This is a genomic window from Halopseudomonas oceani (genome assembly GCF_963677335.1).
Lineage (GTDB): Bacteria > Pseudomonadota > Gammaproteobacteria > Pseudomonadales > Pseudomonadaceae > Halopseudomonas > Halopseudomonas oceani.
The window spans coordinates 2,844,954-2,868,709 of record NZ_OY781932.1; the positions used below are offsets into that span (position 1 = coordinate 2,844,954).

The window sequence follows — 23,756 nt, forward strand, 5'->3', positions numbered from 1 at the left end:
AGCCAGCGACGTCGAGATTTATAAGCTCCCATCGATACTGCGCCCGAGGCGCTCCTTCATCATCCTGACAATACCTCGATTGTCCTCGATAAGCTGCTGCTGTTCTGCCAACGGCGCCGCACGACTGAGATCAAGGGTAAAATGACCAAGGCGTGCGCTGTACAAACCCACTCCCACACCCTGCCCGATTCTCGCCGCAACCTTTTCCAGCAAACCGGATAGCAGAGAGTCACTCAACGCGCTCATCGCAACCTCAGTACCACCGGCCAAGGCAATATTGCGCAACACGTGACGCGCCAGACGCCAGCGACTGAAGCGACCAATCGGCAGTCCGTAGCAGACCGCCACTCGCTGCATCAGGCGAATATTCCGCCACACCACCAACAACAGGTCAACGGCCACCCAGGGGCTGGAAGCAACCAGTACACCGGTGGTGACCGACTCTTGCCGGATGATCTGACGAGCCTGAACATCAATTGGCTGGTAAAACTGAAGATTGAGCCGCCGCGCCACCTCTTCGGCTGTGTGCGACCCGTCCAGGCCGGCACACGCCTGTTGCAGGCTCGCGAGCAGGGGGGTATCCGCATAAACCTGCTGCAACCGATCGAGCCAGTCGACAGCCAGGCGCTGGTCATGCTCACGCAGGGCTTGCTGCATTTCCGCACGCAGCTGCTCCAGCGCACTCAGGCGTAGCCGCTGTCTGCGCAGGTCGCGCCATGCGAACAGGCCGCTCCCCGCGAGCGCCACGCCCAGCCCGCCAACCAGCCCGCCCCATAGCGGTTGCCATTGCCAGGCGGCCCAACTCCACTGCCCCCACTGCAGGGCAGCGCCACCCAAAGCGGTGGTCACACCAAGGGCCAGCAAGCGCCCGGGCCAGCGGCTCGCTGGCGGGGCATTCAAGGTCGATGGCAGCTCAGGTGTGGCAGGCTCGGCGAATGCACCAGGCACGGTATTGGAGCGGTCCAGCACCTCGGTCGTGCGCCTGGCCTGCTCATTCAGCTCCTCCTGCCAACTATCCAGAATTCGCGTTTTCTTTTCACTGCTCACAACTGCGCCCCCTCGATGATCCAGGCCACCAGATCGTCCATTCGGTAGTGCGGAAACGGCTCACTGCGATGCAGGCCAGGCGGTGGTCTGAGCGGCAGCAGTTCGGGGCTATCCAGCTGCAGCGACTGGGGCAGATGGGCAGGAATACTACCCGGCCGGTAGCGTACCCAACCGTCCTGCCCCTCCAGCCCGGCAATCAGGTTGTCACCTTCCTGACGGGTGGCACGGATTGCCGACAATGGCAGACCGCGCACTTCAACGCCGCCATGGCGAACCTCAGCCAAGCGATCAAGCAGCAGGTCTTCCAGACATTGCTGTACCGCGCGCTGCTGCTCGGGGCTGACCTTGTCTACCTTGGTTGCACAGAATGCCAGCCGACGAATACGCGGCCGAAAACGCAGCAGTCGCGCCAGTAACCCGCTACGTCCGTAATCAAAGCTCGACAGCACCGCCTCCATGGCATCACGCAGATCAACCAGCGCCGCCTCACCCGCATCCATGGGTCCGAGCATGTCAACCAGCAGCACCTGCTGATCCAGGTGGCGAAAATGTTCGTCGTAGAAGGCACGGACAACGAAGTCACGGTAGTAGTCAAACCGTCCCGAGCAGATGCCAAACCAGCTATCCGCGGGCGCAATACTGTGCCGATTGGCCCGCAGCAGTGGCACAAACTCCAGCATCTCGGCAGCCACATCGCTGCCGGGCTGCAGGAACCGCGCCGGCTGATTACGCGACAGACCCGCCTCTGTTCGACAGCGCATTAGAAAGTCAGACCAGGCTGCCTTCAAGTCAGCGAGTTGCTGCAGGTCTGCTGGCGCCGCCGGATCAACTTCCAGCAGTTGGTCACGCAAGGGGCCAGCAAGCGAACGCCGCGGCTCCTGCTCGAGCCAGTCGGCCATCTGTTCGCACCACTGCCCGTAATCCAGCTGCAGCAGGGGCAAATCAAGCAACCACTCACCGGGATAGTCAAGAATCTCCAGTCGCAGCTGCTTTACCGGCTGCACTTTGCGCAGCAAGCCCTGAGGCCGAAAACGCAGATCAATGACCACCCGGGACAGGTCCGCTGTCGACTCGGGCCAACGGGCAGGATTCGACGACAGGGCAGAAAGGGATTCCAGATAAGGGAAAGGCTGCTCGACGCTTTCACGCTGCCAGCGTACGGACTCCAGTCGGTCAAAGGGCGCGCGTCTGGCCAGCAACCCCTTGCGATGATTCTCCAGCTGATTGATCAGGCTGGTTATAAAGGTGGTTTTGCCAGCGCCGCTAAGCCCCGTCACCCCTACGCGCAGCCGCTGCTGCCCGAGCGCCTCAGCGCGCTGTGCCACTTGCTTGAACCAGTTCGCACTTTTATTTTGCACGCTGCAGGCACTCCACAAATCGTTTATGGTCTATGACCAGTATTACATACCCACTTTTTTGGAGAGAGGCCCCCCGCATGGCATATTCGGATACTCACAGCAAGGCAATCGGTTACCTGCTCTGGATATTCGGGTTCATGGGGGCGCACCGCTTCTACTACGGAAAACCCTGGACCGGGACCCTGTGGTTTTTCACGTTGGGGCTGTTTTTCATCGGCTGGATCATCGATCTCTTTCTGATCCCCAGCATGGACCGCGAGGCAGATCGCCGGTTCCGTACCGGCCCAATCAACTTCAACCTGACCTGGATCCTGCTGACGTTCCTAGGGGTCTTCGGTGCTCACCGCCTGTACATGGGCAAATGGATCACCGCAATCATCTACTTCTTTACCGGCGGCTTGTTCCTGGTGGGCGTGCTCTATGACTACTGGACTCTGAACGAGCAGATTTCCGTCGAAAACATGCGCCGCGAGTGGTAAGCGGCGCACCATCACTCAGAGCTCGACGGGCTCGGCGCTCATCGCACTTTGGCGCCGAGTCGGCTTCAACAGCAGCAGTAACGGAAACGCACTCAGTGTGATCCACATCATCAGGCGAAAATCCTGCAGGTAGGCGAGTGTCGCGGCCTGCCTGGTTACTTCACCATTTATCCTTGCCAACCCTGCTGCCGAATCCAGACTGTAAGCCCCCTGCTCCACGGCCTGCTGCAATGCCTGGCTGAACGGGTTGATGTAGTCACTGAACGCCGCATGGTTGATCTGCGTACGCTGGGCAAGAAAGGTCACCACAACCGAAATACCGATGCTGCTGCCGATATTGCGAACAAGGCTGAACAGGGCCGTGGCATCGTTGCGATAACGTGGCATCAACGTGCTGAACGCCAGCGTCGACAGCGGCACGAATACAAACCCCAGGCCGAAGCCTTGGGTAATGCCGGTTCGAATGATATCGAAGCGACTGACATCCAGATTGAACAGCGTCATTTCCCACAGCGAAAAACAGGTCAACCCCAAGCCCAACCCGATCAGCCAGCGCGCATCCACCCGTCCCGACAACCGGCCGACGATCATCATCGCAACCATGGTGCCGACGCCACGGGGCGCCAGTACCAGCCCCACATCGATCACCGGATAATGCTTCAGGTTCTGCAGAAAAGGTGGCAACAGCGCCATGGTCGCAAGCAGGATGATACCGACAACAAAAATCATCATCAGCCCGACCGAGAGATTGCGGTCCCTGAACATCTGCGGCTCAAGAAAGGGGTGCTCGCGGCGGGTCATGATATGCACCACAAACAGGTACATACCGAGTACGGCCAGAACCGCCTCGATCCAGACTTCAGAGCTGGCAAACCAGTCCAGAGTCTCTCCCCGGTCCAGCATCATCTGTAGCGCACCGATACCCAGCGCCAGAAGCAAGAACCCCGTCAGATCAAAACGCCGACCACGGTTGGTCTCGGTTTCCGGCAGAAAGGCAACCAGCCCCAGCCAGGCCAGAATGCCAAATGGCACATTGATGTAGAACACCCAGCGCCAGTTGTAGTACTCCGTCAACCAGCCGCCCAGCGATGGCCCGAGAATGGGACCAACCATCACCCCAACACCCCACACAGCCATCGCCGAGCCGTGTTTCTCTGGCGGGTAGGTATCAAGCATGACCGATTGCGATAGCGGCACCAGAGAAGCGCCGAAAACACCTTGCAGCAAACGAAACAATACAATCTGATCAAGACTCTGGGCTGCACCGCACAGCATCGAAGCCAGGGTGAACCCTACCACCGCACTGAGCAGCACCCGCTTGCGTCCGAAGTGACTGCTGAGAATGCCGGTCAGCGGCATACAGATGGCTGCGGCCACGATGTACGAGGTCAGAACCCAGGAAATCTGGTCCTGGGTGGCCCCCATACTGCCCTGCATATGGGGCAACGCGACGTTGGCAATCGTGGTATCCAGCGCCTGCATGATGGTCGCCAGCATCACCGATAACGTAATCAAGCCACGTCTCATCGCCACGTTATCACCCTGCACCGCTTCCGCGTTCATGCCGGTAGCCTCACAACGACCAGCCAAGCAGGCTGCGGCGATGACCGGTATCCACCTCAACCAGGCTACTCAGCCCTGCCAGCAGCGCCGGGCTGCCTTCCTCGGGCTGCAGGCGGATGCGAACGGGTACCCGTTGCACGATCTTGACCCAGTTACCAGTGGCATTCTGCGCCGGGATAACCGAGAACTCGGAACCCGTAGCAGGACTGAGACTTTCAACCACCCCATGCCAGACCACGTCGGGATAGACATCAATATGCACTTCAACATCCTGCCCGGGGCGAACGTAGGTCAGATCGGTTTCCGGAAAATTCGCTTCCACCCAAGGATTCTCCGAACCGACCAGTGACGCAGCGATGCTGCCCGCATGCAGATATTGGCCTGGCTTCGGTAGATTGCTGACAATCCCCGGCAACGATGCCAAGACCGTGGTGCGGCGCAGATTCAACTTTGCTTCGTCCAGTTCTGCCTGAGCAGCAAGATAACGCGGGTGCTCCTCAACCGGCGTGTCGACACTGCCGCCCAGCATTTGTGCGAGGCGCTCCAGCTCCTGTTGCAGCACAGTCACTTCCTGACGCGCCAAATCGTTGGCCTGCTGCGCATCATCAAAAGCAGCAGCAGAAATGTACTGTTTGCTCAACAGGCTCGACTGGCGCTGCTCTTCCCTGCCGGCGAAATTGGCGCGAGTGCGCTTGAGCACCAGTTGTGCCTGGGTCTCCCGGTAGTTGGCCTTGAGCGCAGCCAAATCAGTACGCACCTGGGCGAGCTGCGCTTCAGCCTTACTGACGGCGATCTCAAACGGGGCGGCATCGATACGGAACAGCGGCTGCCCGGTCTCGACCAGTTGGTTTTCCTTTACCAGCACGTCGGTGACCATGCCGGAAACTTCTGCGCTCACCGGCACCTTGTCGGCGCGCACGTAGGCATTCTCGGTTTCGACATAGCGTCCGCCATTGAGGTAAAAAAGCGCGCCTCCCGTCAGCAGCAAGCCCGGCAGCACGAACATCAGCAAGAAACGCCGCCTGCCGGACGAAGCGGTTCGAGGAGTTTTCGGGTTATCGGTATTGTCAGTCATGCAATGAACTTCCGTAGGTCACGATCAGAGTCCTGCTCAGACGAGCAGGCGTTCGCGGATATGGGTGAGCGCCTTCATCAGTACGGCGATCTCGTCATCACTCAGGCCATCAAGCACCCTTGCCGTGATCGACTCGCTTAGCTGTTCGAACATCGCGATATAAGGCTCTGCTGCGGGGCGCAGGTATAGCTGGAACGCGCGACGGTCGATGGGGGACTTGCGCCGCTCAATCAGCCCCAGCGCTTCCAGTTGATCAAGCAGACGGGTCAACGTAATTGGTTTGATTTCCAGAACCTCCGCCAGCTCAACCTGGCGGACACCCTGGCTGCGGGCGATGTAAACCAGCACACGCGACTGCGCCTGAGTGAGGGAGTGGTCACCGCGCTCTGACTGAAAAGTGCGCCTGAGCAGGCGATAGACATCGGCGATCAGAAAGCCGAATCGGGGCTTGGCAAGCATATGAAAGCACCACTTATAGTAAGCAATGCATACAATATGACTTGGTTACAAAATGTGTCAACAACCAGACGTCGGGCGCACAAACAAAAAAGCCGTCGCGATGGCGACGGCTTTTTGAAAGGACGCAGTTCAGACGCTAGACCGGGTCATTGCGATTAAGCAACTCCGGCGGCAGATGCTGAATGTAGTCGTCCTCCTGCGGCGGCATCTGCAGGTGAAAGCCCTGCTCCCTGAGGTTATCCAGTACCGTCAGGATATCCTCCTGTGCCAGCTTGCGCTCTTCGTGCAGCACCAGATCCATAGCGTGCTCGCCTTTGCCAAAGAGCTGTAGCAAGGCGTCTGGCAGATCATTCAGCCCTTTTTCACGCGGCACGTACAGGTACATACCCTGTTTCTTGGTGCTGCGGAAAATGGAACACAAAACCTTCATTCAACTACCTCCACCGCACTGTTGGCGGCCTTGAGCAATGCCTCGCCCATCAGCTCACGACGCCAGCCAACCAGCTCATCGGGCAGCCGATAAGGGCCATTGGGGAAACCGGTGCGCACCATGGCCTCCAGCACCTTCTTGCGCAGCATGATTTCGGCGGCAATCCCCCGCTTCTCTGCTTCCTGTTGCCCAACCTTGCGCAACACCTTCAGCAGGCGGTTTGCAGCAGACGGCAGCGGTTCCGGCAGGGTCTGCGGATACTCAGCAGGTGCAACAGCACGGCCCTGGCGGATCAGTTGGAGCAACGTCTCACCCTCATGGCGCACCGTGCGCGGATGCATGTCCTCAATACGCGAAAGGGCCTGAAGGGTGTCGGGCTGACGCTGGGCCAAAGGACACAGAGTGCGCTCGCGCAGCAACCGGTTACGGGCCACGTTCCGCGCCTTGGACTCGCGCTCACGCCAGGCCGCAAGCACGCGCAGGACTGCTAGCTCAGCGGGTTTTAACCGCCACGCCTGCTTGACCTGGGTGTAGGCGAGATCGGGATCAATGCTCTGGCCGGAAGCAGCAACCTGCTCTGCGGTGTCCGCAAACAGCCAGTCAGCAACCCCTGCATCCGCAATACGGGGCCCAAGAATATGGTAAATCTCGGCCAGGTGTTGGGCATCACGCGCAGCATACTCAATCTGCGCCTCACTCAACGGCCGCTGCAACCAGTCTGAACGCGTCTCATCCTTCGGCAGGTCTATATCCAGCAGCGCACTGACCAGACGCGAGTACCCCATCGAGAAATCCATCCCGAGAAAGGCTGCTGCAAGCTGAGTATCGAATAGCGGAACCGGCATCGCACCACACAGGCGGGAGAAGACCTCCAAGTCTTCGCTGCAAGCGTGCAATACCTTTACCACCGACAGGTCCTGTAACAGGGCAACAAAAGGCGACCAATCAGTAATCTTCAAAGGATCAATCAAGGTCGCACGTTCGCCGTCACCGATCTGAATGAGCCCCGCAATAGGGTAAAAGGTCTCAGTGCGAACGAACTCGGTATCCACCGCAACAAAGGGCAGCTTTCGCCATTGGGTACAGCTACGAGCCAGCTCGGCATCGTCGTCAATCATCACAGGTTGCGTCAGCGCAGGGGTCATGTGCAGTCTTTCCTGGGGCCTGCTCCGCTTCGTCAAGAAACGAAAAACCTCGCCAAGTCGGGCGATGGGGCACAGGCAATGGTGATTCCCTGGGCAGATCCGGTAACGCTGCGTGGCGATTTTTCGCACACGTCAAAGGAAAGGCCCTGAAGTTGCACGCAGTATAACCGATGCGCTCGCGCCCTGCCGTAGCGTCTACCCCGCGGGAAAGCTTCAAGTTTGACCGGGATCAACCGATATATCAGAGTGACGACAGATACTGGCGCCCTTTTTCCGCGTGCCTGGACGGTCAACTGTTCAAACATGCTTTGGAGTATGCATGCAATCCTTCAAGAACCTGCCGCTAAAATTCAAGTTCTGGGCATTAAACGGCGTCGCCTTCGCTGCGACTCTGATGCTCGTACTGGTCGCCATCTGGGTTGAGCAGCACAGTATTGAGCAAACGCGACAGGAACTGGCTCAGGTACTCGCCAGCGAACAACCAGCCAACGGCAAGGTTCACGGACTAAACTGGATTACACTGCCAAATGGCGCACAACCGGCACCGGGGCGATGGCTGGAAGCAAGCCAGTTAGGCTCCGATCAACAACGATACACCGGTGCCTGGACCGCCAGTGATGGCCGAGCGCTGGCCGTCGAGCACCTGGGCTTCATAGCTCTATTGATAGAGCGCGCGCCTCTCTACGCAGGGGTAGTGACAGTCCTTATGCTAATGGTGCTGTTTTTCTCCCAATTACTCATTCTGTTCATTACTCGCCACATCATCACCCTGCGCGACGTCATGCTGGCCGTCGAGAACAGCGGCGACCTGACCCTCCGCGCGCCCTGCAGTGCACATGACGAGGTCGGCTCCATGGCGCGCGCATTCAATGCAATGCAGGAAGCGCAACAGAAAGTCGTCGGCGCGGTTCGCCAGGCAGCATTGGAGCTCGATCAGCGCTCCCGCGGGCTGGCCGACACCATGATCCGCATGCGAGACGGAATGATCGTCCAGCAGGGGGAAACCGACCAGGTCGCCGCCGCAGTAAATGAAATGGGCGCTACCGTGCAGGACATTGCGGGCAGCACGTCACTTTCCCGCGACCAGTCGAATCAAGCCAATACCCTCGCAACCCGTGGTCGTGATCAGGTCTATCAGGTTCGCAAAACCATTACTGGGCTGGTCACCAGTATTGACCGTTGCACCGAGCACATGCACCAGCTGTCGACCCACAGTCAGGAGATCAGTGGCGTGGTGCGTGTCATTCGCGAGATTGCCGAACAAACCAATTTGCTGGCTTTGAACGCCGCCATTGAAGCAGCACGCGCTGGTGAATCTGGCCGCGGTTTCGCTGTCGTGGCAGATGAGGTGCGCGCGCTGGCCCAGCGAGTGCAAAATTCGACGGATGATATTCAGCGCATGATCGAGGCGCTGCAGGGTGGAACCGAGGTTGCCGTTGAAGACATGCAGGCCAGTGCCAGCCTGACCCACGACTCAGTGCAGCAAGTTGCAGACGCAGGTGAATCATTGCAGGAGATCGCTGACGCCGTGAGTCAGATCAGCGAGGGCAATAGCGAAATAGCCTCGGCGGTAGAGCAACAAAGTATGGCTGCCGATGCCATCACCCAGAGCGTAGTGGAGATTCGCGACGTCACCGAGCGCACCGTAGAGCAAACTGCACAAAGCGCTGATACCAGTGACCAACTGGCCAAGCTGGCACATCAACTGACTGAAGCCGTCAGCCGTCTGCGAACCTGAAACAACTGACGGCGCCCGAAGGCGCCGTCACAACCGCTACTCCAAGACAATCCGTCCTTGGTTGTTTGCCAGCGTGCTGGCCCCGATACCCTTCACCTCCGCCAGAGACTCTACCGAGGCAAAGGCGCCATGCTCGGTGCGATAGGCGACGATGGCATCAGCCTTGGCCTGCCCCACACCCTGCAATACCTCGGCAATTTCGGCAGCCCCTGCGGTGTTGATATTGACCGTAGGCCCGGACGCTTCCTGCGCCCAGCTCGGCGATACCAGCAGTACACTCAGGGCCAGGCCCAATGCAGCAACAAGACGACGCATATATCTTCCTCCGTGTAATTAATAAACGCCGCACTGAAGGAACATCACTCCAGCGGTATCCCTGCGGCACGAAGGACGCTAAACCAAAAAGGCCGAAGAGCGAATGACTCTCCGGCCTTGATGTGACCAAACACGCAACCGCGCAAACAACTCAGCTCTGGGCGTCGAAACCGCGCTGTAGATCAGCCTTGATATCTGTGAGCTCCTCCAGCCCGATAGCCAGACGAATAAGGCCCTCACGGATACCCGCCGCTTCGCGGGCCTCGACACTCAGACGGCCATGGGTGGTGGTCGCCGGGTGAGTGATAGTGGTCTTTGCGTCGCCCAGGTTGGCAGTAATGGAAACCAGCCGGGTCGCATCGATGAAACGCCAGGCAGCCTCTCGCCCACCCCTCAACTCGAAGCTCACCACCGCACCAAAAGCACTCTGCTGTGCCTTGGCCAGTGCGTGCTGCGGATGTGACGGCAAACCCGCGTAGTAAACACATTCAACTTCCGGGCGCTGCTCAAGCCACTCGGCAATCTGCTGCGCCGACTCGCAATGGGCACGCATACGAAGGCGCAGCGTTTCCAGCCCCTTGAGGAATACCCAGGCATTGAACGGGCTGAGGGTCGGTCCAGCCGTCCGCAAAAAGCCCACCAGCTCCTGCATGTGCTCACGACGGCCGACCGCCACCCCGCCCATGCTGCGGCCCTGACCATCAATGTACTTGGTGGCAGAATGCACGACGATATCCGCGCCCAATGCCAGCGGCTTCTGCAGCGCCGGCGTACAGAAGCAGTTGTCGACCACCAGCAAAGCCCCCTGCTCACGGGCAATCGCGCCGAGCGCGCCGATGTCACCCAGCTCAGCGAGCGGATTGGACGGAGACTCCATGAAGAACATCCGAGTGTTCGGTTTGCAGGCCACGCGCCAGGCCGCCGTATCCGTCAACGGCACGTAATCCACTTCAATGCCAAAGCGCTTGAAGTACTTTTCAAACAGGGTGACAGTAGCGCCGAATACGCTGCGCGATACCAGAATATGATCGCCGACCGAGCACAGGCTCATCACCGTTGTCAGAATGGCCGCCATACCGGAGGCGGTAGCAACCGCCTGCTCGCCGCCTTCCATGAGCGCAATACGCTCTTCGAAGGTCCGTACGGTCGGATTCATATAGCGTGAGTAAACATTGCCGCTGGTCTCACCGGCAAAACACGCTGCGGCGTCAGCAGCACTACGAAACACGTAGCTGGAAGTCAGGAACAGCGCCTCGCCGTGCTCTGCCTCCGGTGTACGACGCTGACCGGCGCGCACCGCCAGGGTATCAAAGCCAACGCCGTCCAGATCGCTGTCCAGTCGGCCGGCCTGCCATTCTTCGGTCATTCGAGAACCTCATTCATCCAGTGGCAGCCCGCGCCGCCACTCAGCATCAGTTGTTATGCAGATCGATGATCGCGCTGACTCGCTGGCCAGTCGACTTGGCAGCGTCGTTGCGCGCTTGCTCGATACGGTCCAGATACTGTTCATTGACGTCGCCAGTCACGTATTCGCCATCGAAGACCGCGCAATCGAAGTGCTCGATCTTGACCTTGCCACCACCAACAGCATCTTTCAGGTCATCAAGATCCTGATAGATCAGCCAGTCTGCGCCGATCAGCTCGGCAACCTCGTCTGTGGTACGGCCATGAGCAATCAATTCGTGAGCACTCGGCATATCGATGCCGTACACATTCGGGTAGCGCACTGCCGGTGCAGCGGAACAGAAAAACACCTTCTTCGCGCCCGCTTCACGGGCCATCTGAATGATCTGCTTGCAGGTGGTGCCGCGCACGATCGAGTCATCGACCAGCAACACGTTCTTGCCGCGGAACTCGAGATCGATAGCGTTCAGCTTCTGGCGCACCGACTTCTTGCGTGCAGCCTGGCCTGGCATGATAAAGGTACGACCGATGTATCGGTTCTTGACGAACCCTTCACGGAACTTGACGCCCAACTGGTTGGCCAGCTCAAGTGCCGAGGTGCGGCTGGTATCGGGAATCGGAATGACTACATCGATGCCGTGGTCGGGGCGCTCGCGCTGGATCTTGTCTGCCAGCTTCTCACCCATGCGCAGACGCGCCTTGTAGACCGATACACCGTCCATCAGCGAGTCAGGCCGCGCCAGATAAACGTGCTCAAAAATACACGGCGAGTACTGTGAACTCTCCGCGCATTGGCGGGTATACAGGCGGCCATCCTCAGTAATGTAAACAGCCTCACCCGGTGCCAGATCACGAATCAGGGTGAAGCCCAGCACGTCCAACGCCACGCTCTCGGATGCAATCATATACTCGACACCTTCGTCGGTATGACGCTGGCCAAAGACAATCGGCCGAATTGCGTTGGGGTCTCGGAAGCCGACGATGCCGTATCCAGTGATCATCGCCACCACCGCATAACCACCGCGGCAACGCTTATGCACCTGACTGACGGCAGCGAATACGTCCTCCTCAGTGGGCTGCAGCTTGTTACGCACGGCCAGCTCATGGGCAAATACGTTCAGTAGCACTTCGGAGTCGGAGGTGGTATTCACGTGACGCAGGTCAGACTCGTAGATTTCACGCGACAGCTGCTCAACGTTGGTCAGGTTCCCGTTGTGCGCCAACGTAATACCATAGGGGGAGTTCACGTAAAACGGCTGCGCCTCGGCAGAACTGGAGCTGCCTGCAGTCGGATAACGGACGTGACCGATGCCCATCTGGCCGATCAGACGTTGCATGTGGCGTTGATGAAACACATCACGTACCAGCCCGTTATCCTTGCGCAGGAACAGCCGCCCCTGATCGCTGGTTACAATGCCGGCGGCGTCCTGGCCGCGATGCTGCAGGACGGTCAAGGCATCATAGAGCGCCTGATTGACGTTCGATTTGCCCACTATGCCAACAATGCCACACATGCCTGAGTACCTTCTCGATTAAGGGCGGCTCTGTCCGGGAGTGCCGGATCAGCGACCCGCCATTTGCAGAATGAGATTTTTCGACCAGTCAGCGACCAGCAGAAAATGGGGAATCACCACCGATTCACGCCACCAGGCATCCGCCTCAACGGGGGCCAGGCTCAATAAACCGACTGCGACTACCACCAGCAGCGCACCACGCGCTGCGCCGAAAACCATGCCAAGAAAGCGGTCAGTACCGCTGAGACCGGTTGCCTTGACCAACTGACTGATCAGATAGTTAACCAGCCCGCCCAGCAACAGCGTCATGACAAATAGAATGGAGCACGCGGCGATAACCCGCAGGGAAGGAGTTTCGATGTAGGGCACCAGCAGCTCAGCAAGTGCGCCACCGAACAGCCAGGCAACCAGTCCTGCAATAATCCACGTCAGCAGGGACAGTGCTTCCTTGACGAAGCCTCTGGTCAGGCTGATCAGGGCCGAGACTGCAATGATGGCAACGATAGCCCAGTCAACCCAGGTCAAAGACACGATTAAGTACCCTGTTCTACAAAGGCCGCCATTCTAGCAGAGCTGCACCGCCCATCGAAACAGCAGAATCAGTCTCGACCGCTGTCCGCATCAAAAGCGACAACAAACCCTTTACTACCGCGCTTGCGCTCCAGCTCGTCACGCAGCCGATTCGCCGCCTCGCGGCTGGCCAGCGGGCCGACGTAGACCCGGGTGATGGGCTTGCCCTGCACCGTTGCGCTGTGGGTATAAGCGTTGTACCCCTGGGTACGCAGGTCCTTGCTGAGGCCTTCAGCATTCGCTGCGCTCGAAAAGCTGCCCAACTGAATTACCCAATCGCCCGTAGCGGTTACAGCAGCAGGCGCCGGCTGCTCAGCCTCGGGCTCCGGCTCCACAGCCGGGGCCGGAGCAGACTCGGCAACAGCAGGAGCAGGCACGTCTGGTGGAGCCTCTGACAGAGAAGCAGGCATCTCCGGTACAGACGCCGGTTCCGACAATGCGGCCGGTGCAACAGGCTCCATCAGTTGCGAATCCAGAACCGGCGCCTCAGGCACTTCGACTTCAACCTGCACGGTCTCGTCCTGCCCCGACAGCAACATCGGCAAAAACACCACCGCGGCAATGATCAGCACAACAGCGCCAATGATGCGTTGCTTCAGACCTTCATCCATCCTCAGATACTCCGGCATGTTCAGATAGCCAGAGTATGGCTTCGGCGACGGAGAAAAACGACCCGAATATCACAACTTCCGTACCTGCATCGGTGCTATCCAGGGCCTGCTCGATCGCCTGCGCAATAGAATGACAGCTCAGAGCACACTCGCCAGCCGCAGTCAGTCCCGCACTCAACACCTGAGCCGGTCTGCTCCGAGGGCTTGGCAAGGGTGCGGTGAACCACTTCGTAAACATCCCGTGCAGTTCAGCCACCACGCCATCAAGGTCCTTGTCAGCCAGCAAGCCAAACACCGCTACCCGGTGACGCGTCGCATCGGCACGCAGACTTTCTGCCAGAAACCGTGCAGCATGCGGGTTATGACCGACATCCAGTCGCAGATCACGACAGCTGCCATGCCACATTACCTGCCGCGCTTCCAGCCTCCCAGTAGCGCTGGCAGACTGCAAGGCTAGGCCGATTTGCGCATCAGCAAGGTCAAGACCGGCTGCCCAAAACGCCTGTAGCGCCACAGCCAAATTATCCCGCGGCAGGCCAACTGCAGGCAGCTGGAGTCGCCGCGCCTTGCCAGCCCCGTCAACGCCTTCGACGACCCAGTTACCATCACCGACTGCCTGAACCGCAAAATCGCGATCACGCACATACAGCTGACAGTTAAGCCGGGTAACCGCATCGGTGAAGGTCGCAGGCAGGTCTCGCTCGCCACTGACAACCGGATGCCCTGCGCGCATGATGCCAGCCTTCTCGAACGCGACCGACTCACGGGTCGAGCCCAGGTATTCCTGATGATCCAGGCCGATGCTGGTGACTACCGCCACATCCGCATCCACCACGTTGACCGCATCTAGGCGCCCGCCCAGACCAACCTCCAGCACGACAGCATCCAGCTCGGCACGCTGGAACAACCAGAACGCAGCCAGCGTGCCGAACTCAAAGTAAGTCAGGGAAATATCACCACGCGTCTGGTCAATGGCAGCAAAGGCGGCACAGATCGACTGATCGTCTGCCAAGTCCCCATTTAGACGGATGCGCTCATTGTATTGGAGCAGATGCGGAGAGGTGTAGCATCCGGTGCGCATACCACTGGCTCGCAGCAACGACTCCAGTGCGGCACAGGTCGACCCCTTGCCATTGGTACCGGTGACGGTAAAAACACGCGGGGCCGGACGGAGCACGCCCAGTCGCTCCGCGACCGCACGTACTCGATCCAGCCCCATGTCGATTTCGCTGGGATGCAAGGCCTCCAGCACGGCCAGCCATTCGGCAAGACTACGTTGCGACATCAGGCCTCGTCGGCAACCTCTGCCTCAGGTGCCGGAGCGGGTGCCGGTGCGCCAGTCATCATGGCCAGCAGGCTGGCCAGTCGGTCGCGCATCTCCATGCGGGACACGATCATATCCAGTGCCCCGTGCTCTAGCAGAAACTCACTGCGCTGGAACCCGGCAGGTAGCTTCTCACGCACGGTTTGCTCGATAACACGCGGGCCGGCAAAACCGATCAACGCATTGGGCTCAGCCACATTCAGGTCGCCCAGCATCGCCAGACTTGCCGACACACCGCCATAAACCGGATCGGTCATAACCGAGACGAACGGGATGCCTTCTTCACGCAGACGCGCCAGCGCGGCACTGGTCTTTGCCATCTGCATCAGTGAGAACAGCGCTTCCTGCATGCGCGCACCACCCGAGGCAGAGAAGCAGACGTAGGGCACACGATCACGCAGTGCAGCCTCAGCGCCACGCACGAAACGTGCACCGACCACACTGCCCATCGAGCCACCCATAAAGTTGAACTCGAACGCGCTGGCTACAATAGGCGCGCCCTTGAGCTTACCCTGCATGACGACCAGCGCATCTTTCTCGCCGGTTGCCTTCTGGGCTGCGGCAAGACGATCCTTGTACTTCTTGCTGTCGCGGAACTTGAGACGGTCTACCGGCTCCAGCTCTGCTCCCAACTCAGTGCGATCTTCCGGATCGAGAAAGATATCCAGACGACGACGTGCACCAATGCGCAAGTGGTGGCTGCACTTTGGGCAGACATCCAGATTTTTCTCCAGCTCGGGCCGGTACAGCACCGCATCACAGGACGGGCATTTACGCCAGAGCCCCTCGGGTACGCTGCTTTTCTGTGCTTCGGAGCGCACGATGGAGGGAATCAGTTTGTCCACCAACCAGTTGCTCATCGCCTTTCCTTCTCTGAAATTGTCTTGTCAGCCTGCCCTTCGTCAAACGAAGGCACAGAGCATTGTTCAGCGGTCCATTGAACTGCGCATTTCAGCCACGATCGCGGCGATAGCCGCTCGTGCCTGGTCCGGATTCTCCGCATTGGCGGCAATCTGACTGACCAGCACCGAGCCCACCACCACACCATCCGCGACCTCGGCCACCGCTGCTGCCGTGGCGCCATCACGAATACCAAAGCCAACACCAATCGGCAGATCGGTCACCGTGCGCAGCATGTCCAGTTTCTTAGCTACATCGGTGACGTCCAAAGCACTGGACCCGGTCACACCTTTCAGAGAAACATAATAGACATAACCGCTTGCCTGCTCACAAATCCTGCGCGCACGCTCAGCCGTTGTAGTCGGCGCAAGCAGAAAGATAGTGTCCAGCCCCTGAGCCTTGAACAGAGGAACAACGTCAGTCGCCTCTTCCGGCGGCAGGTCAACGGTCAACACGCCGTCAACCCCGGCATCGGCTGCAGCCTTGGCAAACTGTTCGTAACCCATTTTCTCGATCGGGTTCAGATAGCCCATCAACACGACCGGCGTTTCAGCATCGCGACTGCGGAACTGGCGCACCATCTCGAGTACCTGGCTCAGGCTAACGTGATGCGCCAGAGCACGCTCCATCGCCAGTTGGATAACCGGACCATCGGCCATCGGATCGGAAAACGGAATGCCCAGCTCGATAACATCGGCACCCGCCGCGACCAGGTCGTGCATCAGCGGCAGCGTCACCTCCGGCGTCGGATCACCAGCAGTAATGTAAGGGATAAGCGCCTTGCGACCAGCAGCCTGCAAAGCGGAAAAACGGGCTTCAATTCGGCTCATGAACGTCTCTTTTAAATGCTGATGCCGTCAATACCGGCGACGGTGTGAATATCCTTGTCACCACGACCGGACAGGTTGATCACGATGATCTGGTCCGGGCTCATGGTTGCCGCCAGCTTCATACCGTAAGCAACCGCATGACTGGACTCCAGCGCCGGCATGATACCTTCGACGCGGGTCAACTCACGGAAAGCGTGCAGCGCCTCATCATCAGTTGCATCGACATAATCAACCCGGCCGATATCCTTCAGCCAGCTGTGCTCGGGACCAACACCCGGGTAGTCCAGGCCCGCGGACACGGAATGCGTCTCGATGATCTGCCCCGCCTCGTCGGACATCAGGTACGTCCGATTGCCGTGCAGAACACCGGGCTTGCCGGTGCTCAGTGGCGCTGCGTGTTCTCCGGTTTCGATACCGTGACCACCCGCCTCGACGCCGTACATACGGACACTCTCATCGTTAAGGAACGGATGAAACAGGCCAATAGCGTTGGAGCCACCGCCAACACAGGCGACCAGTGCATCGGGCAAGCGGCCGGCCTGCTCCAGGCACTGCTGACGCGCTTCGCGACCAATCACGCACTGAAAATCACGCACCAGTTCCGGATACGGGTGTGGCCCGGCAACCGTGCCGATAATGTAGAAGGTGTCGTCGATATTGGTCACCCAATCACGCATAGCTTCGTTCATCGCGTCTTTCAGCGTGCGGGAGCCGGAGGTGACGGGAATGACTTCCGCTCCAAGCAGTTTCATACGGTAAACGTTCAGCGCCTGGCGACGCACATCCTCCGCGCCCATATAAACCTGACACTTCAGGCCCAGACGTGCCGCGACGGTGGCAGTAGCGACGCCGTGCTGACCGGCACCGGTTTCGGCAATCACTCGTGGCTTGCCCATAAACTTGGCCAGCAGTGCCTGACCAATGGTGTTATTCACCTTGTGCGCGCCGGTGTGATTAAGGTCCTCGCGCTTCAAATAGATCTTTGCTCCGCCAACCTTCTCGGTCAGATGCTCAGCAAAGTACAGCGGCGACGGGCGACCAACGTAGTGGGCCAGATCACGATCAAATTCGGCCTGAAACTCGGGATCGGCAGACAGCTTGCGGTACACATTCTCCAGCTCGTCCAGCGCCTCCATCAACGTCTCGGAGACAAAACGGCCGCCATAGGGGCCAAAGTGGCCGCGCGCGTCAGGGACCGCGGAATAATCGATGGGGTTGGAGTCAGACACGCTTCACCTCTTGTACAAACGCGTTAATTTTTGCCACATCCTTGATGCCCTTGCTCGCCTCAACGCCACCACTGACGTCAACGGCCCAAGGGCGCATTTCACGGATCGCCTGATGCACATTGTCTGCTGTTAGGCCCCCGGCCAATACCAGGTTCCAGTCACGCTTGACCGGCACCAGGCGCCAGTCAAATACCTCGCCGGTACCACCCGGTACGCCCGGCTTGTAGCTGTCAAGCAAGATGCCGCTGGCGCCAGGCCAACGGGCCGCAACGTCGGTCAGTTGCTCGGCATTCTGCACCCGGACGGCTTTCAGGAAAGGCCTCCCAAACTGCCGACAATACTCGTCAGTTTCGTCGCCATGAAACTGCAGCACATCGAGTGGAACCTGAGAGAGCACTTCACGCACGGCATCCGGTTCAGCGTCCACAAACAGCCCGACAGTCGTCACAAACGGTGGCAACGCGGCCACAATGTGAGCGGCCTGACGGGCATCAACGGCTCGAGGACTGGGCGCGTAAAACACCAGCCCGATCGCATCAGCACCGGCCTCAGCCGCCGCCAATGCGTCCTCGACCCGGGTAATTCCGCAAATTTTTATGCGTGCCATGGACCTAAGCTCTGCCGATAAGGGGCTCGATGTTAGCAGATCGAGGCATGGGCGTCAGTTCGCCACATCAGGCAGTGCTGACAGGAAATGCGGCCCGAGATAACGCTCCGGCAAAACAAAGGAATCAGGGTAGGTCACATCGACCAGATATAAACCGTAGGCTGGCGCAGTCAGACCACCCTGCGCCCGATCACGCACGTCAAGCACCTGCTGTGCCCACTCCACCGGTTGCTCACCGCAGCCAATCTGCATCAAGACCCCGGCAATATTGCGCACCATGTGATGCAGAAATGCATTCGCACGAATATCCAGCACGATAAAACGGCCGAACTCCAGCAACTCGAGGTGGTGGATAGTCTTGATCGGCGATTTGGCCTGACAGCCCACCGCGCGATACGACGTAAAATCATGAGTGCCTACCAGCGCCGTGGCGGCAGCGCGCATACGCGCGACATCCAGCGGGCGATAATTCCAGGTTACTTCGTGGGCAAGGTGAGCCGGGCGAATCGGGTCGTTATAGATCACATAGCGATAACGCCGGGCAACAGCAGAGAAACGCGCATGAAAGTCCAGGCCAATCGGCGTTACCCAACTAAGTGAAATATCCGCCGGCAAATTGGCATTGGCACCGTGAATCCAGTTTCGCGGCGAACGGACCGCGTCGCTGTCAAAATGAATGACCTGACAAGACGCATGGACGCCCGCATCAGTGCGCCCGGCGCAGAATATCTGTACCGGGTGATTGGCCACACGGCTAAGCGCCTTCTCAACAGCTTCCTGGACGCTCGGAACACCCGGTTGCTGACGCTGCCATCCACGATAAGCCGTGCCCTTGTATTCAACACAGGCCGCCACCCTTGAAACAACTGCGGCCGCCTCAGGGGCGGCCGCAGTAGCTACTTCATTTTCACTCATCAATCAGCCAGACGCTCCATCATGCTCTGAGCTTCCTGCTTCTGCTGGTCATTGCCCTCTTCGATCACCTCGTTGAGGATATCCCGAGCCCCTTCCTGATCGCCCATATCAATATAGGCGCGGGCCAGGTCCAGCTTGGTCGCGCACTCATCAGTACCAGACAGGAAGTCAAACTCGTCATCTTCGTCGTCGAGCGCATCAACAGCCAGCGGGGTTGGCGAAGCGTCATCACCAGTCAGCGTACCTTCATCCAGCTCCGGCAATTCAAAATCCTCAAGCGGCAACTCTGCCTCAGCTGGCAACTCAACATCTTCAGGCAACACAAGATCCTCAGGCAGGTCGAACTCGGTAGCGCTCTCATCCGACAGTGCACTCGCCTCGTCGGACAACTCAAGCGAGACCTCACCAAGCTCAGCGTCACCGGCCTCAGGCGATTCATCACTCAGCGCAGCGAAGTCAGCCATCAGGTCATCTGCTTGCAGCTCATCTGTCATCGCCAAGTCAAAATCAGGTTCCAGCGACGGTGCGGCAGAATCCTGTGCCGACTGACCTTCCTCGTCCGGCAGTTCCAATCCATCATCATCGAGTTCAAAATCGTCCAACTCAATGCTCTTTACTTCGTCACTCGGCAGCTCGGGCTCAAAGGCTGGAGGACTGGCCGGCTCGCCATTCTCAGCCGCGGCTTCGAGCGTGCTGTCTTCCAGGTCGAAGTCGAGATCAAAGCCATCGGCCTCGGCTTCGGCAGCCGGCTCTTCAGCAACCGCTTCGAATGGAATATCGGCCGCAGGCGCAGCAGAGTCACCACCAAGATCAAACTCACTGAAATCGAAGTCCATGTCGTCATCCGCTTCGCTTGCCTCACCATCGGCACCTGCAGTCAGCGAATCGGACTCTGACAAACCACCTTCATCCCACTGCGCGGCAGCAGCCGCAGCACCGGCCGCTGCAGCAGCCATCAAGGGGAAGCGTGCATCAAGCTCAGCAACGCGGGCTGACTGGGGATCAGCGGCAACAACGACAGCACGCTGCTCAAGGTAGCCTTCGCTGTGATCCAGCAGCCCCTCGACCTCCATCAACTTCAAGCGCAACTCTTCCCGCTGAGGATCGGCTGCAACAGCCGCCACCAACACGTCTCGTGCTTCCTGAGGCTTGCCGTAAGCGAGCAGCGCATCGGCCTCGACCAACGGATCAGCAGCCAGATCCAGCTCATCACCAGCATCCAGGTCTTCCGCATCGGCCAGGGCCACATTGAAATCGTCACTATCCTCGTTGAGGTCGGCATCCTGTCCAGCGGCATCGGCAATAAAGTTATCAGCCATGGCCTCTTCACGACGGGCGTTACGGCGCGATATCGACATCAGCAGCAGCAACAACAGCAGGACAGCGACAACACCACCACCGATCATCAACATCTGATTCTGCATCAGGCCCTTGATGACCGACATCGGATCACTCGCCGGTTCCGCCGCCGGGGCTGGCTCAACCGGTGCAACAGGTGCCGGCTCTGGGGTCGGCTCCGCTTCAGCAGCTGCTTCAACCGGCGCTGGCTCGGCAGCTGGCTCAGTGGGCTCTTCGCTCGCAGGCTCTTCAGCCGGATCCACTTCTTCTGCAGTAGGCTCTACGGCGACGGTTTCGTCGACCGGCTCTGCCTCGGCCGCAATGTCCATCTCAGTCGCAGCAGCCCCCTCTGTCGCCGCTTCCTGCTCGGCCTCAGCGACGACCTCCGGCTCACCAGCGTCAGCAGTCACAGCCGCATCGCCACCGGCTTCAGCAACCTGTTGCTGCAACGCGGCCAACTGCGCATCTTTCAGTTCCAGCAGACGCTGCAGTTTTTCGAGCTGGTCTTGTACGTCGCCCAGGCGATCGGTCATCTCTGCCTTTTCGCGCTCAGCAGCATCCAACTGTTCCTTGGTTCGGTCCAGTGCGTCACGCAGTTGCTGACCGCCTTCCTCTGCACTCTGGTCGCCAGCCGCTTCAGCGGCTGCACCTTCGGTGCCCGACACGAGACGCAACGAATCCTGTCCGTCTACCGCCTCGGGAGCAGCACCAGCTGACTGACGCTCGCGGGCATCCAGCTGCGGCGCCTGCGCCTGGGCAGCCGTTGGCGCACGGCGCCGATCACGCCAGGCTTTATTCTGTGCAGCGACCTCGGCAATGGCTTCAGCGTTGGTACGACCAGTCGCCTGTTCAGCGCTCGGCAGCGTCAACGTCTGCCCGGCCTTTAACTGGTTGATATTACCGTTAACGAAGGCGCTCTGATTCAGATCCTGAATCGCCAGCATGGTCTGGTGAACGCTTGCACCCTGCGGACGGTTACGTAGCGCAAGCTCCCACAGCGTGTCAGAACGCGTAGTCGTCAACTGTCCATCGCGAGCCGCTGCGGCTGGGCGCGTGGAAGAAGACGATGAAGGTGCTGCCGAAGCCGGCGCCGATACCGCAGCGGCAGAAGCAAGTCCTTCCGGGCTCGGACGGGCCGATGCCACCTGAGGCGCGGTAGAAGAAGAGACCGGTGCGCTGACGTTGGAGCTGCTGACAACCGGCGCAGGCTGATACATCGGTGGATCAAGCAGGATGGTGAACTCACGCAGCACGCGCCCGGAGGGCCAGCGCACTTCCATCAAGAAGTTGAGGAACGGCTCATTGACGGGGCGATTTGATGTGACGCGAATGACCGAGCGGCCATTAGGCTTTACGACTGGCTGGAACTTCAGGTCGGTCAGGAAGAAAGTTCGGTCAATGCCAGCCCGCCCGAAGTCATCAGGCGATGCCAGCATCGTCCGGATTTCATCACCGGACAGGTCACGAACCTGCGTAAGATCAATCTCGGCATCCAGCGGCTGATTCAGCGCGGAGTTCAGATGGATATCGCCTACCCCCAACGCGTGAACCATTCCGGATGACATCACGGCACTTGCTGCGGCGACAGCGATAACCAATTTACGAACCATAGCGAAAATCCTTTGCTCTTATCGTTTTTTCACGTCTCAACGCACCCTGTTGCTCAGACTGGCCTACGCCAAAGGCTCCCCACCCGGCCCGAGCATGTTGCAGCTGCAACGTAACGCCCAAACGGTCTTTGTCCTGCAAAACCTAACCTGCTTGATACAAAAACACTAGCAAGTATCGATTACAAATAGTCTTTTATCAATAAGTCGGCTACCGCCAGACTGTTAAGTGCGACACCTTTTCGCAGATTATCAGACACAATCCACAAATGAGTAGTGTTCGGCTCGGCCACATCCTGACGAATACGTCCCACCCAGACTTCGTCAGACCCGGTCGCATCCGTTATTGGCGTTGGAAAACCACCTGCCCCTTCCTTGTCCAATACCTTGATTCCCTTGACCCGCCGCAAGATGTTACCCACCTTTTTACTGTCCAGCGGCTCAGCCGTGGTGACCTGCATCATCTGGGCGGTACCGTAAAATAGCGGCACCATGACGCAGCTTGCCAGCACTGGCACATCCTTCAACCCGAGGACGTCAACAACACCATTTACCAGATCACGCTCCTCGCGGCTGGCACCGGATGCGTCAATATCGCTGGTGCACGGCAGCAAATTGAACGCCGCCTGCTTGTCGAGCGCACCGCCCTTCTCAATCGGCTGACCATTGAGCAGTCGACCGGTCTGCATGGCCAGTACTTCCACCGCCGCTTTGCTGTGGGTGGACATCGATTGGTAGGTAGAAACACTCACGCGCTGCAGCGTCGACATCCCCGCCAGCGCTTGCAGCACCAGCGCGCTCTGCACGACCTGGGCATCAGGGCAGGACACCGCTCGGCGGCCGACCGCATCGGCCAGAGCAGCCGTATTGACCCCGGCGACAACGCTAGCACCCTGCCCGGCCAGCAGTCCGGTTGTATCCACAACCAGCGCTCCGGCATCACGGATATTGCCGATGCATTGCAGACCGAATTCGCGCTCACCTGCCACAATGGCAACCGCAACCGATGAGAAATCAAAGCTTGAGAGCGCTTCGACCCGGACGCTCTGGCCCTTGATCATGCGGCGCTCACCCGCCTCGTCGTCAACATCAACCAGCGCGACGGAGGAGAACGTGTACTCATGCTCGTCCAGCATATTGACCAGCATATCACCCGCCAGACTGCTGACACCGACAATCGCCACACCTGATGCTTTGCTCATACCCTGCCCTTCATCTATTTCATGCATTACATAAACACAAAGGGCATCCCGACGAAACGGGATGCCCTGATCGTTACCGCAAACGCGAAACGCGCC

General features: G+C 59.1%; 22 protein-coding genes. 2 read left to right on the top strand and 20 right to left on the bottom strand.

Annotated elements, in window-relative coordinates; genetic code table 11:
* Nucleotides 1-18 precede the first annotated feature (18 nt).
* Nucleotides 19-1,047 carry a TIGR01620 family protein gene (locus ACKPCU_RS13310; protein WP_321347370.1) on the bottom strand — a complete coding sequence of 343 codons (1,029 nt, stop codon included), beginning with the start codon at nucleotides 1,045-1,047 and terminating at the stop codon, nucleotides 19-21.
* Nucleotides 1,044-2,405, bottom strand: coding sequence for a YcjX family protein (locus ACKPCU_RS13315; RefSeq protein ID WP_321347372.1), 1,362 nt, complete (start codon nucleotides 2,403-2,405; stop codon nucleotides 1,044-1,046). Before ACKPCU_RS13315 ends, ACKPCU_RS13310 begins: the two co-directional genes overlap by 4 nt.
* 77 nt (nucleotides 2,406-2,482) lie before the next feature.
* Between ACKPCU_RS13315 and ACKPCU_RS13320 the strand changes: the two genes are divergently transcribed.
* On the top strand, nucleotides 2,483-2,884 hold the full coding sequence (locus ACKPCU_RS13320; RefSeq protein ID WP_104739569.1) for an NINE protein: 402 nt from the start codon (nucleotides 2,483-2,485) through the stop codon (nucleotides 2,882-2,884).
* A 15-nt stretch (nucleotides 2,885-2,899) separates the two neighbouring features.
* On the opposite strand, the gene ACKPCU_RS13325 is transcribed toward ACKPCU_RS13320, so the two are convergent.
* The 5 genes from ACKPCU_RS13325 to rnd all read right to left on the bottom strand — a co-directional run bounded on the left by ACKPCU_RS13325 (nucleotide 2,900) and on the right by rnd (nucleotide 7,556).
* Nucleotides 2,900-4,447 carry a DHA2 family efflux MFS transporter permease subunit gene (locus ACKPCU_RS13325; RefSeq protein WP_188656500.1) on the bottom strand — a complete coding sequence of 516 codons (1,548 nt, stop codon included), beginning with the start codon at nucleotides 4,445-4,447 and terminating at the stop codon, nucleotides 2,900-2,902.
* Between the two features lie 10 nt (nucleotides 4,448-4,457).
* The gene (locus ACKPCU_RS13330; protein WP_321347376.1) at nucleotides 4,458-5,522 is read right to left on the bottom strand and encodes an HlyD family secretion protein; all 1,065 of its coding nucleotides are present in this window, start codon (nucleotides 5,520-5,522) and stop codon (nucleotides 4,458-4,460) included.
* Nucleotides 5,523-5,558: 36 nt separating this feature from the next.
* Nucleotides 5,559-5,981, bottom strand: coding sequence for a MarR family winged helix-turn-helix transcriptional regulator (locus ACKPCU_RS13335; RefSeq protein WP_321347377.1), 423 nt, complete (start codon nucleotides 5,979-5,981; stop codon nucleotides 5,559-5,561).
* 136 nt (nucleotides 5,982-6,117) lie between these two features.
* Nucleotides 6,118-6,411 (bottom strand): YcgL domain-containing protein, encoded by a 294-nt coding sequence (locus tag ACKPCU_RS13340; RefSeq protein ID WP_321347378.1) that lies wholly within the window; start codon nucleotides 6,409-6,411, stop codon nucleotides 6,118-6,120.
* On the bottom strand, nucleotides 6,408-7,556 hold the full coding sequence (rnd, locus tag ACKPCU_RS13345) for a ribonuclease D (protein WP_321347379.1): 1,149 nt from the start codon (nucleotides 7,554-7,556) through the stop codon (nucleotides 6,408-6,410). The genes ACKPCU_RS13340 and rnd overlap by 4 nt, the downstream gene beginning before the upstream one ends.
* Before the next feature lie 319 nt (nucleotides 7,557-7,875).
* Here rnd and ACKPCU_RS13350 point away from each other — a divergent pair, with 319 nt between their 5' ends.
* Complete coding sequence (locus ACKPCU_RS13350) at nucleotides 7,876-9,294, top strand: methyl-accepting chemotaxis protein (RefSeq protein ID WP_321347381.1); 1,419 nt, start codon at nucleotides 7,876-7,878, stop codon at nucleotides 9,292-9,294.
* Between the two features lie 36 nt (nucleotides 9,295-9,330).
* Here ACKPCU_RS13350 and ACKPCU_RS13355 read toward each other — a convergent pair whose 3' ends face one another.
* The 13 genes from ACKPCU_RS13355 to ACKPCU_RS13415 form a co-directional block, all read right to left on the bottom strand.
* Entirely contained in the window at nucleotides 9,331-9,609 is a 279-nt protein-coding gene (locus tag ACKPCU_RS13355) for a ComEA family DNA-binding protein (protein WP_104737503.1), read from the bottom strand.
* 151 nt (nucleotides 9,610-9,760) lie between these two features.
* Nucleotides 9,761-10,975, bottom strand: a complete 1,215-nt coding sequence (locus ACKPCU_RS13360) for an O-succinylhomoserine sulfhydrylase (RefSeq protein WP_104737504.1) — start codon at nucleotides 10,973-10,975, stop codon at nucleotides 9,761-9,763.
* 46 nt (nucleotides 10,976-11,021) lie between these two features.
* On the bottom strand, nucleotides 11,022-12,527 hold the full coding sequence (gene purF / locus ACKPCU_RS13365) for an amidophosphoribosyltransferase (RefSeq protein WP_104737505.1): 1,506 nt from the start codon (nucleotides 12,525-12,527) through the stop codon (nucleotides 11,022-11,024).
* A 48-nt stretch (nucleotides 12,528-12,575) separates the two neighbouring features.
* Complete coding sequence (locus ACKPCU_RS13370; RefSeq protein WP_104737506.1) at nucleotides 12,576-13,058, bottom strand: CvpA family protein; 483 nt, start codon at nucleotides 13,056-13,058, stop codon at nucleotides 12,576-12,578.
* 68 nt (nucleotides 13,059-13,126) lie between these two features.
* Nucleotides 13,127-13,708 (bottom strand): SPOR domain-containing protein, encoded by a 582-nt coding sequence (locus ACKPCU_RS13375; protein ID WP_321347388.1) that lies wholly within the window; start codon nucleotides 13,706-13,708, stop codon nucleotides 13,127-13,129.
* Complete coding sequence (gene folC, locus ACKPCU_RS13380; RefSeq protein ID WP_321347390.1) at nucleotides 13,701-14,993, bottom strand: bifunctional tetrahydrofolate synthase/dihydrofolate synthase; 1,293 nt, start codon at nucleotides 14,991-14,993, stop codon at nucleotides 13,701-13,703. The genes ACKPCU_RS13375 and folC overlap by 8 nt, the downstream gene beginning before the upstream one ends.
* Nucleotides 14,993-15,892 carry an acetyl-CoA carboxylase, carboxyltransferase subunit beta gene (gene accD, locus ACKPCU_RS13385; RefSeq protein ID WP_104737509.1) on the bottom strand — a complete coding sequence of 300 codons (900 nt, stop codon included), beginning with the start codon at nucleotides 15,890-15,892 and terminating at the stop codon, nucleotides 14,993-14,995. The genes folC and accD overlap by 1 nt, the downstream gene beginning before the upstream one ends.
* A 66-nt stretch (nucleotides 15,893-15,958) precedes the next feature.
* Nucleotides 15,959-16,762 carry a tryptophan synthase subunit alpha gene (gene trpA / locus ACKPCU_RS13390; RefSeq protein WP_321347394.1) on the bottom strand — a complete coding sequence of 268 codons (804 nt, stop codon included), beginning with the start codon at nucleotides 16,760-16,762 and terminating at the stop codon, nucleotides 15,959-15,961.
* A gap of 11 nt (nucleotides 16,763-16,773) precedes the next feature.
* On the bottom strand, nucleotides 16,774-17,991 hold the full coding sequence (gene trpB / locus ACKPCU_RS13395; protein WP_321347395.1) for a tryptophan synthase subunit beta: 1,218 nt from the start codon (nucleotides 17,989-17,991) through the stop codon (nucleotides 16,774-16,776).
* On the bottom strand, nucleotides 17,984-18,598 hold the full coding sequence (locus ACKPCU_RS13400; protein WP_321347397.1) for a phosphoribosylanthranilate isomerase: 615 nt from the start codon (nucleotides 18,596-18,598) through the stop codon (nucleotides 17,984-17,986). The genes trpB and ACKPCU_RS13400 overlap by 8 nt, the downstream gene beginning before the upstream one ends.
* Before the next feature lie 54 nt (nucleotides 18,599-18,652).
* Nucleotides 18,653-19,513, bottom strand: coding sequence for a tRNA pseudouridine(38-40) synthase TruA (truA, locus tag ACKPCU_RS13405; protein ID WP_321347399.1), 861 nt, complete (start codon nucleotides 19,511-19,513; stop codon nucleotides 18,653-18,655).
* A complete protein-coding gene (locus tag ACKPCU_RS13410) occupies nucleotides 19,513-22,461 on the bottom strand; it encodes a FimV/HubP family polar landmark protein (RefSeq protein ID WP_321347401.1) in 2,949 nt (982 codons plus the stop codon). Before ACKPCU_RS13410 ends, truA begins: the two co-directional genes overlap by 1 nt.
* A gap of 179 nt (nucleotides 22,462-22,640) precedes the next feature.
* Complete coding sequence (locus ACKPCU_RS13415; protein ID WP_321347402.1) at nucleotides 22,641-23,660, bottom strand: aspartate-semialdehyde dehydrogenase; 1,020 nt, start codon at nucleotides 23,658-23,660, stop codon at nucleotides 22,641-22,643.
* Between the last annotated feature and the right edge of the window lie 96 nt (nucleotides 23,661-23,756).

What these genes read in the sequence shown, in the direction of transcription:
- ACKPCU_RS13320 (WP_104739569.1), top strand. Translation starts at nt 2,483, where the DNA reads ATGGCATATTCGGATACTCACAGCAAGGCAATCGGTTACCTGCTCTGG.
- ACKPCU_RS13325 (WP_188656500.1), bottom strand. Translation starts at nt 4,447, where the DNA reads ATGAACGCGGAAGCGGTGCAGGGTGATAACGTGGCGATGAGACGTGGC.
- ACKPCU_RS13330 (WP_321347376.1), bottom strand. Translation starts at nt 5,522, where the DNA reads ATGACTGACAATACCGATAACCCGAAAACTCCTCGAACCGCTTCGTCC.
- ACKPCU_RS13335 (WP_321347377.1), bottom strand. Translation starts at nt 5,981, where the DNA reads ATGCTTGCCAAGCCCCGATTCGGCTTTCTGATCGCCGATGTCTATCGC.
- ACKPCU_RS13340 (WP_321347378.1), bottom strand. Translation starts at nt 6,411, where the DNA reads ATGAAGGTTTTGTGTTCCATTTTCCGCAGCACCAAGAAACAGGGTATG.
- rnd (WP_321347379.1), bottom strand. Translation starts at nt 7,556, where the DNA reads ATGACCCCTGCGCTGACGCAACCTGTGATGATTGACGACGATGCCGAG.
- ACKPCU_RS13350 (WP_321347381.1), top strand. Translation starts at nt 7,876, where the DNA reads ATGCAATCCTTCAAGAACCTGCCGCTAAAATTCAAGTTCTGGGCATTA.
- ACKPCU_RS13355 (WP_104737503.1), bottom strand. Translation starts at nt 9,609, where the DNA reads ATGCGTCGTCTTGTTGCTGCATTGGGCCTGGCCCTGAGTGTACTGCTG.
- ACKPCU_RS13360 (WP_104737504.1), bottom strand. Translation starts at nt 10,975, where the DNA reads ATGACCGAAGAATGGCAGGCCGGCCGACTGGACAGCGATCTGGACGGC.
- purF (WP_104737505.1), bottom strand. Translation starts at nt 12,527, where the DNA reads ATGTGTGGCATTGTTGGCATAGTGGGCAAATCGAACGTCAATCAGGCG.
- ACKPCU_RS13375 (WP_321347388.1), bottom strand. Translation starts at nt 13,708, where the DNA reads ATGGATGAAGGTCTGAAGCAACGCATCATTGGCGCTGTTGTGCTGATC.
- folC (WP_321347390.1), bottom strand. Translation starts at nt 14,993, where the DNA reads ATGTCGCAACGTAGTCTTGCCGAATGGCTGGCCGTGCTGGAGGCCTTG.
- accD (WP_104737509.1), bottom strand. Translation starts at nt 15,892, where the DNA reads ATGAGCAACTGGTTGGTGGACAAACTGATTCCCTCCATCGTGCGCTCC.
- trpA (WP_321347394.1), bottom strand. Translation starts at nt 16,762, where the DNA reads ATGAGCCGAATTGAAGCCCGTTTTTCCGCTTTGCAGGCTGCTGGTCGC.
- ACKPCU_RS13400 (WP_321347397.1), bottom strand. Translation starts at nt 18,598, where the DNA reads ATGGCACGCATAAAAATTTGCGGAATTACCCGGGTCGAGGACGCATTG.
- truA (WP_321347399.1), bottom strand. Translation starts at nt 19,513, where the DNA reads ATGAGTGAAAATGAAGTAGCTACTGCGGCCGCCCCTGAGGCGGCCGCA.
- ACKPCU_RS13410 (WP_321347401.1), bottom strand. Translation starts at nt 22,461, where the DNA reads ATGGTTCGTAAATTGGTTATCGCTGTCGCCGCAGCAAGTGCCGTGATG.
- ACKPCU_RS13415 (WP_321347402.1), bottom strand. Translation starts at nt 23,660, where the DNA reads ATGAGCAAAGCATCAGGTGTGGCGATTGTCGGTGTCAGCAGTCTGGCG.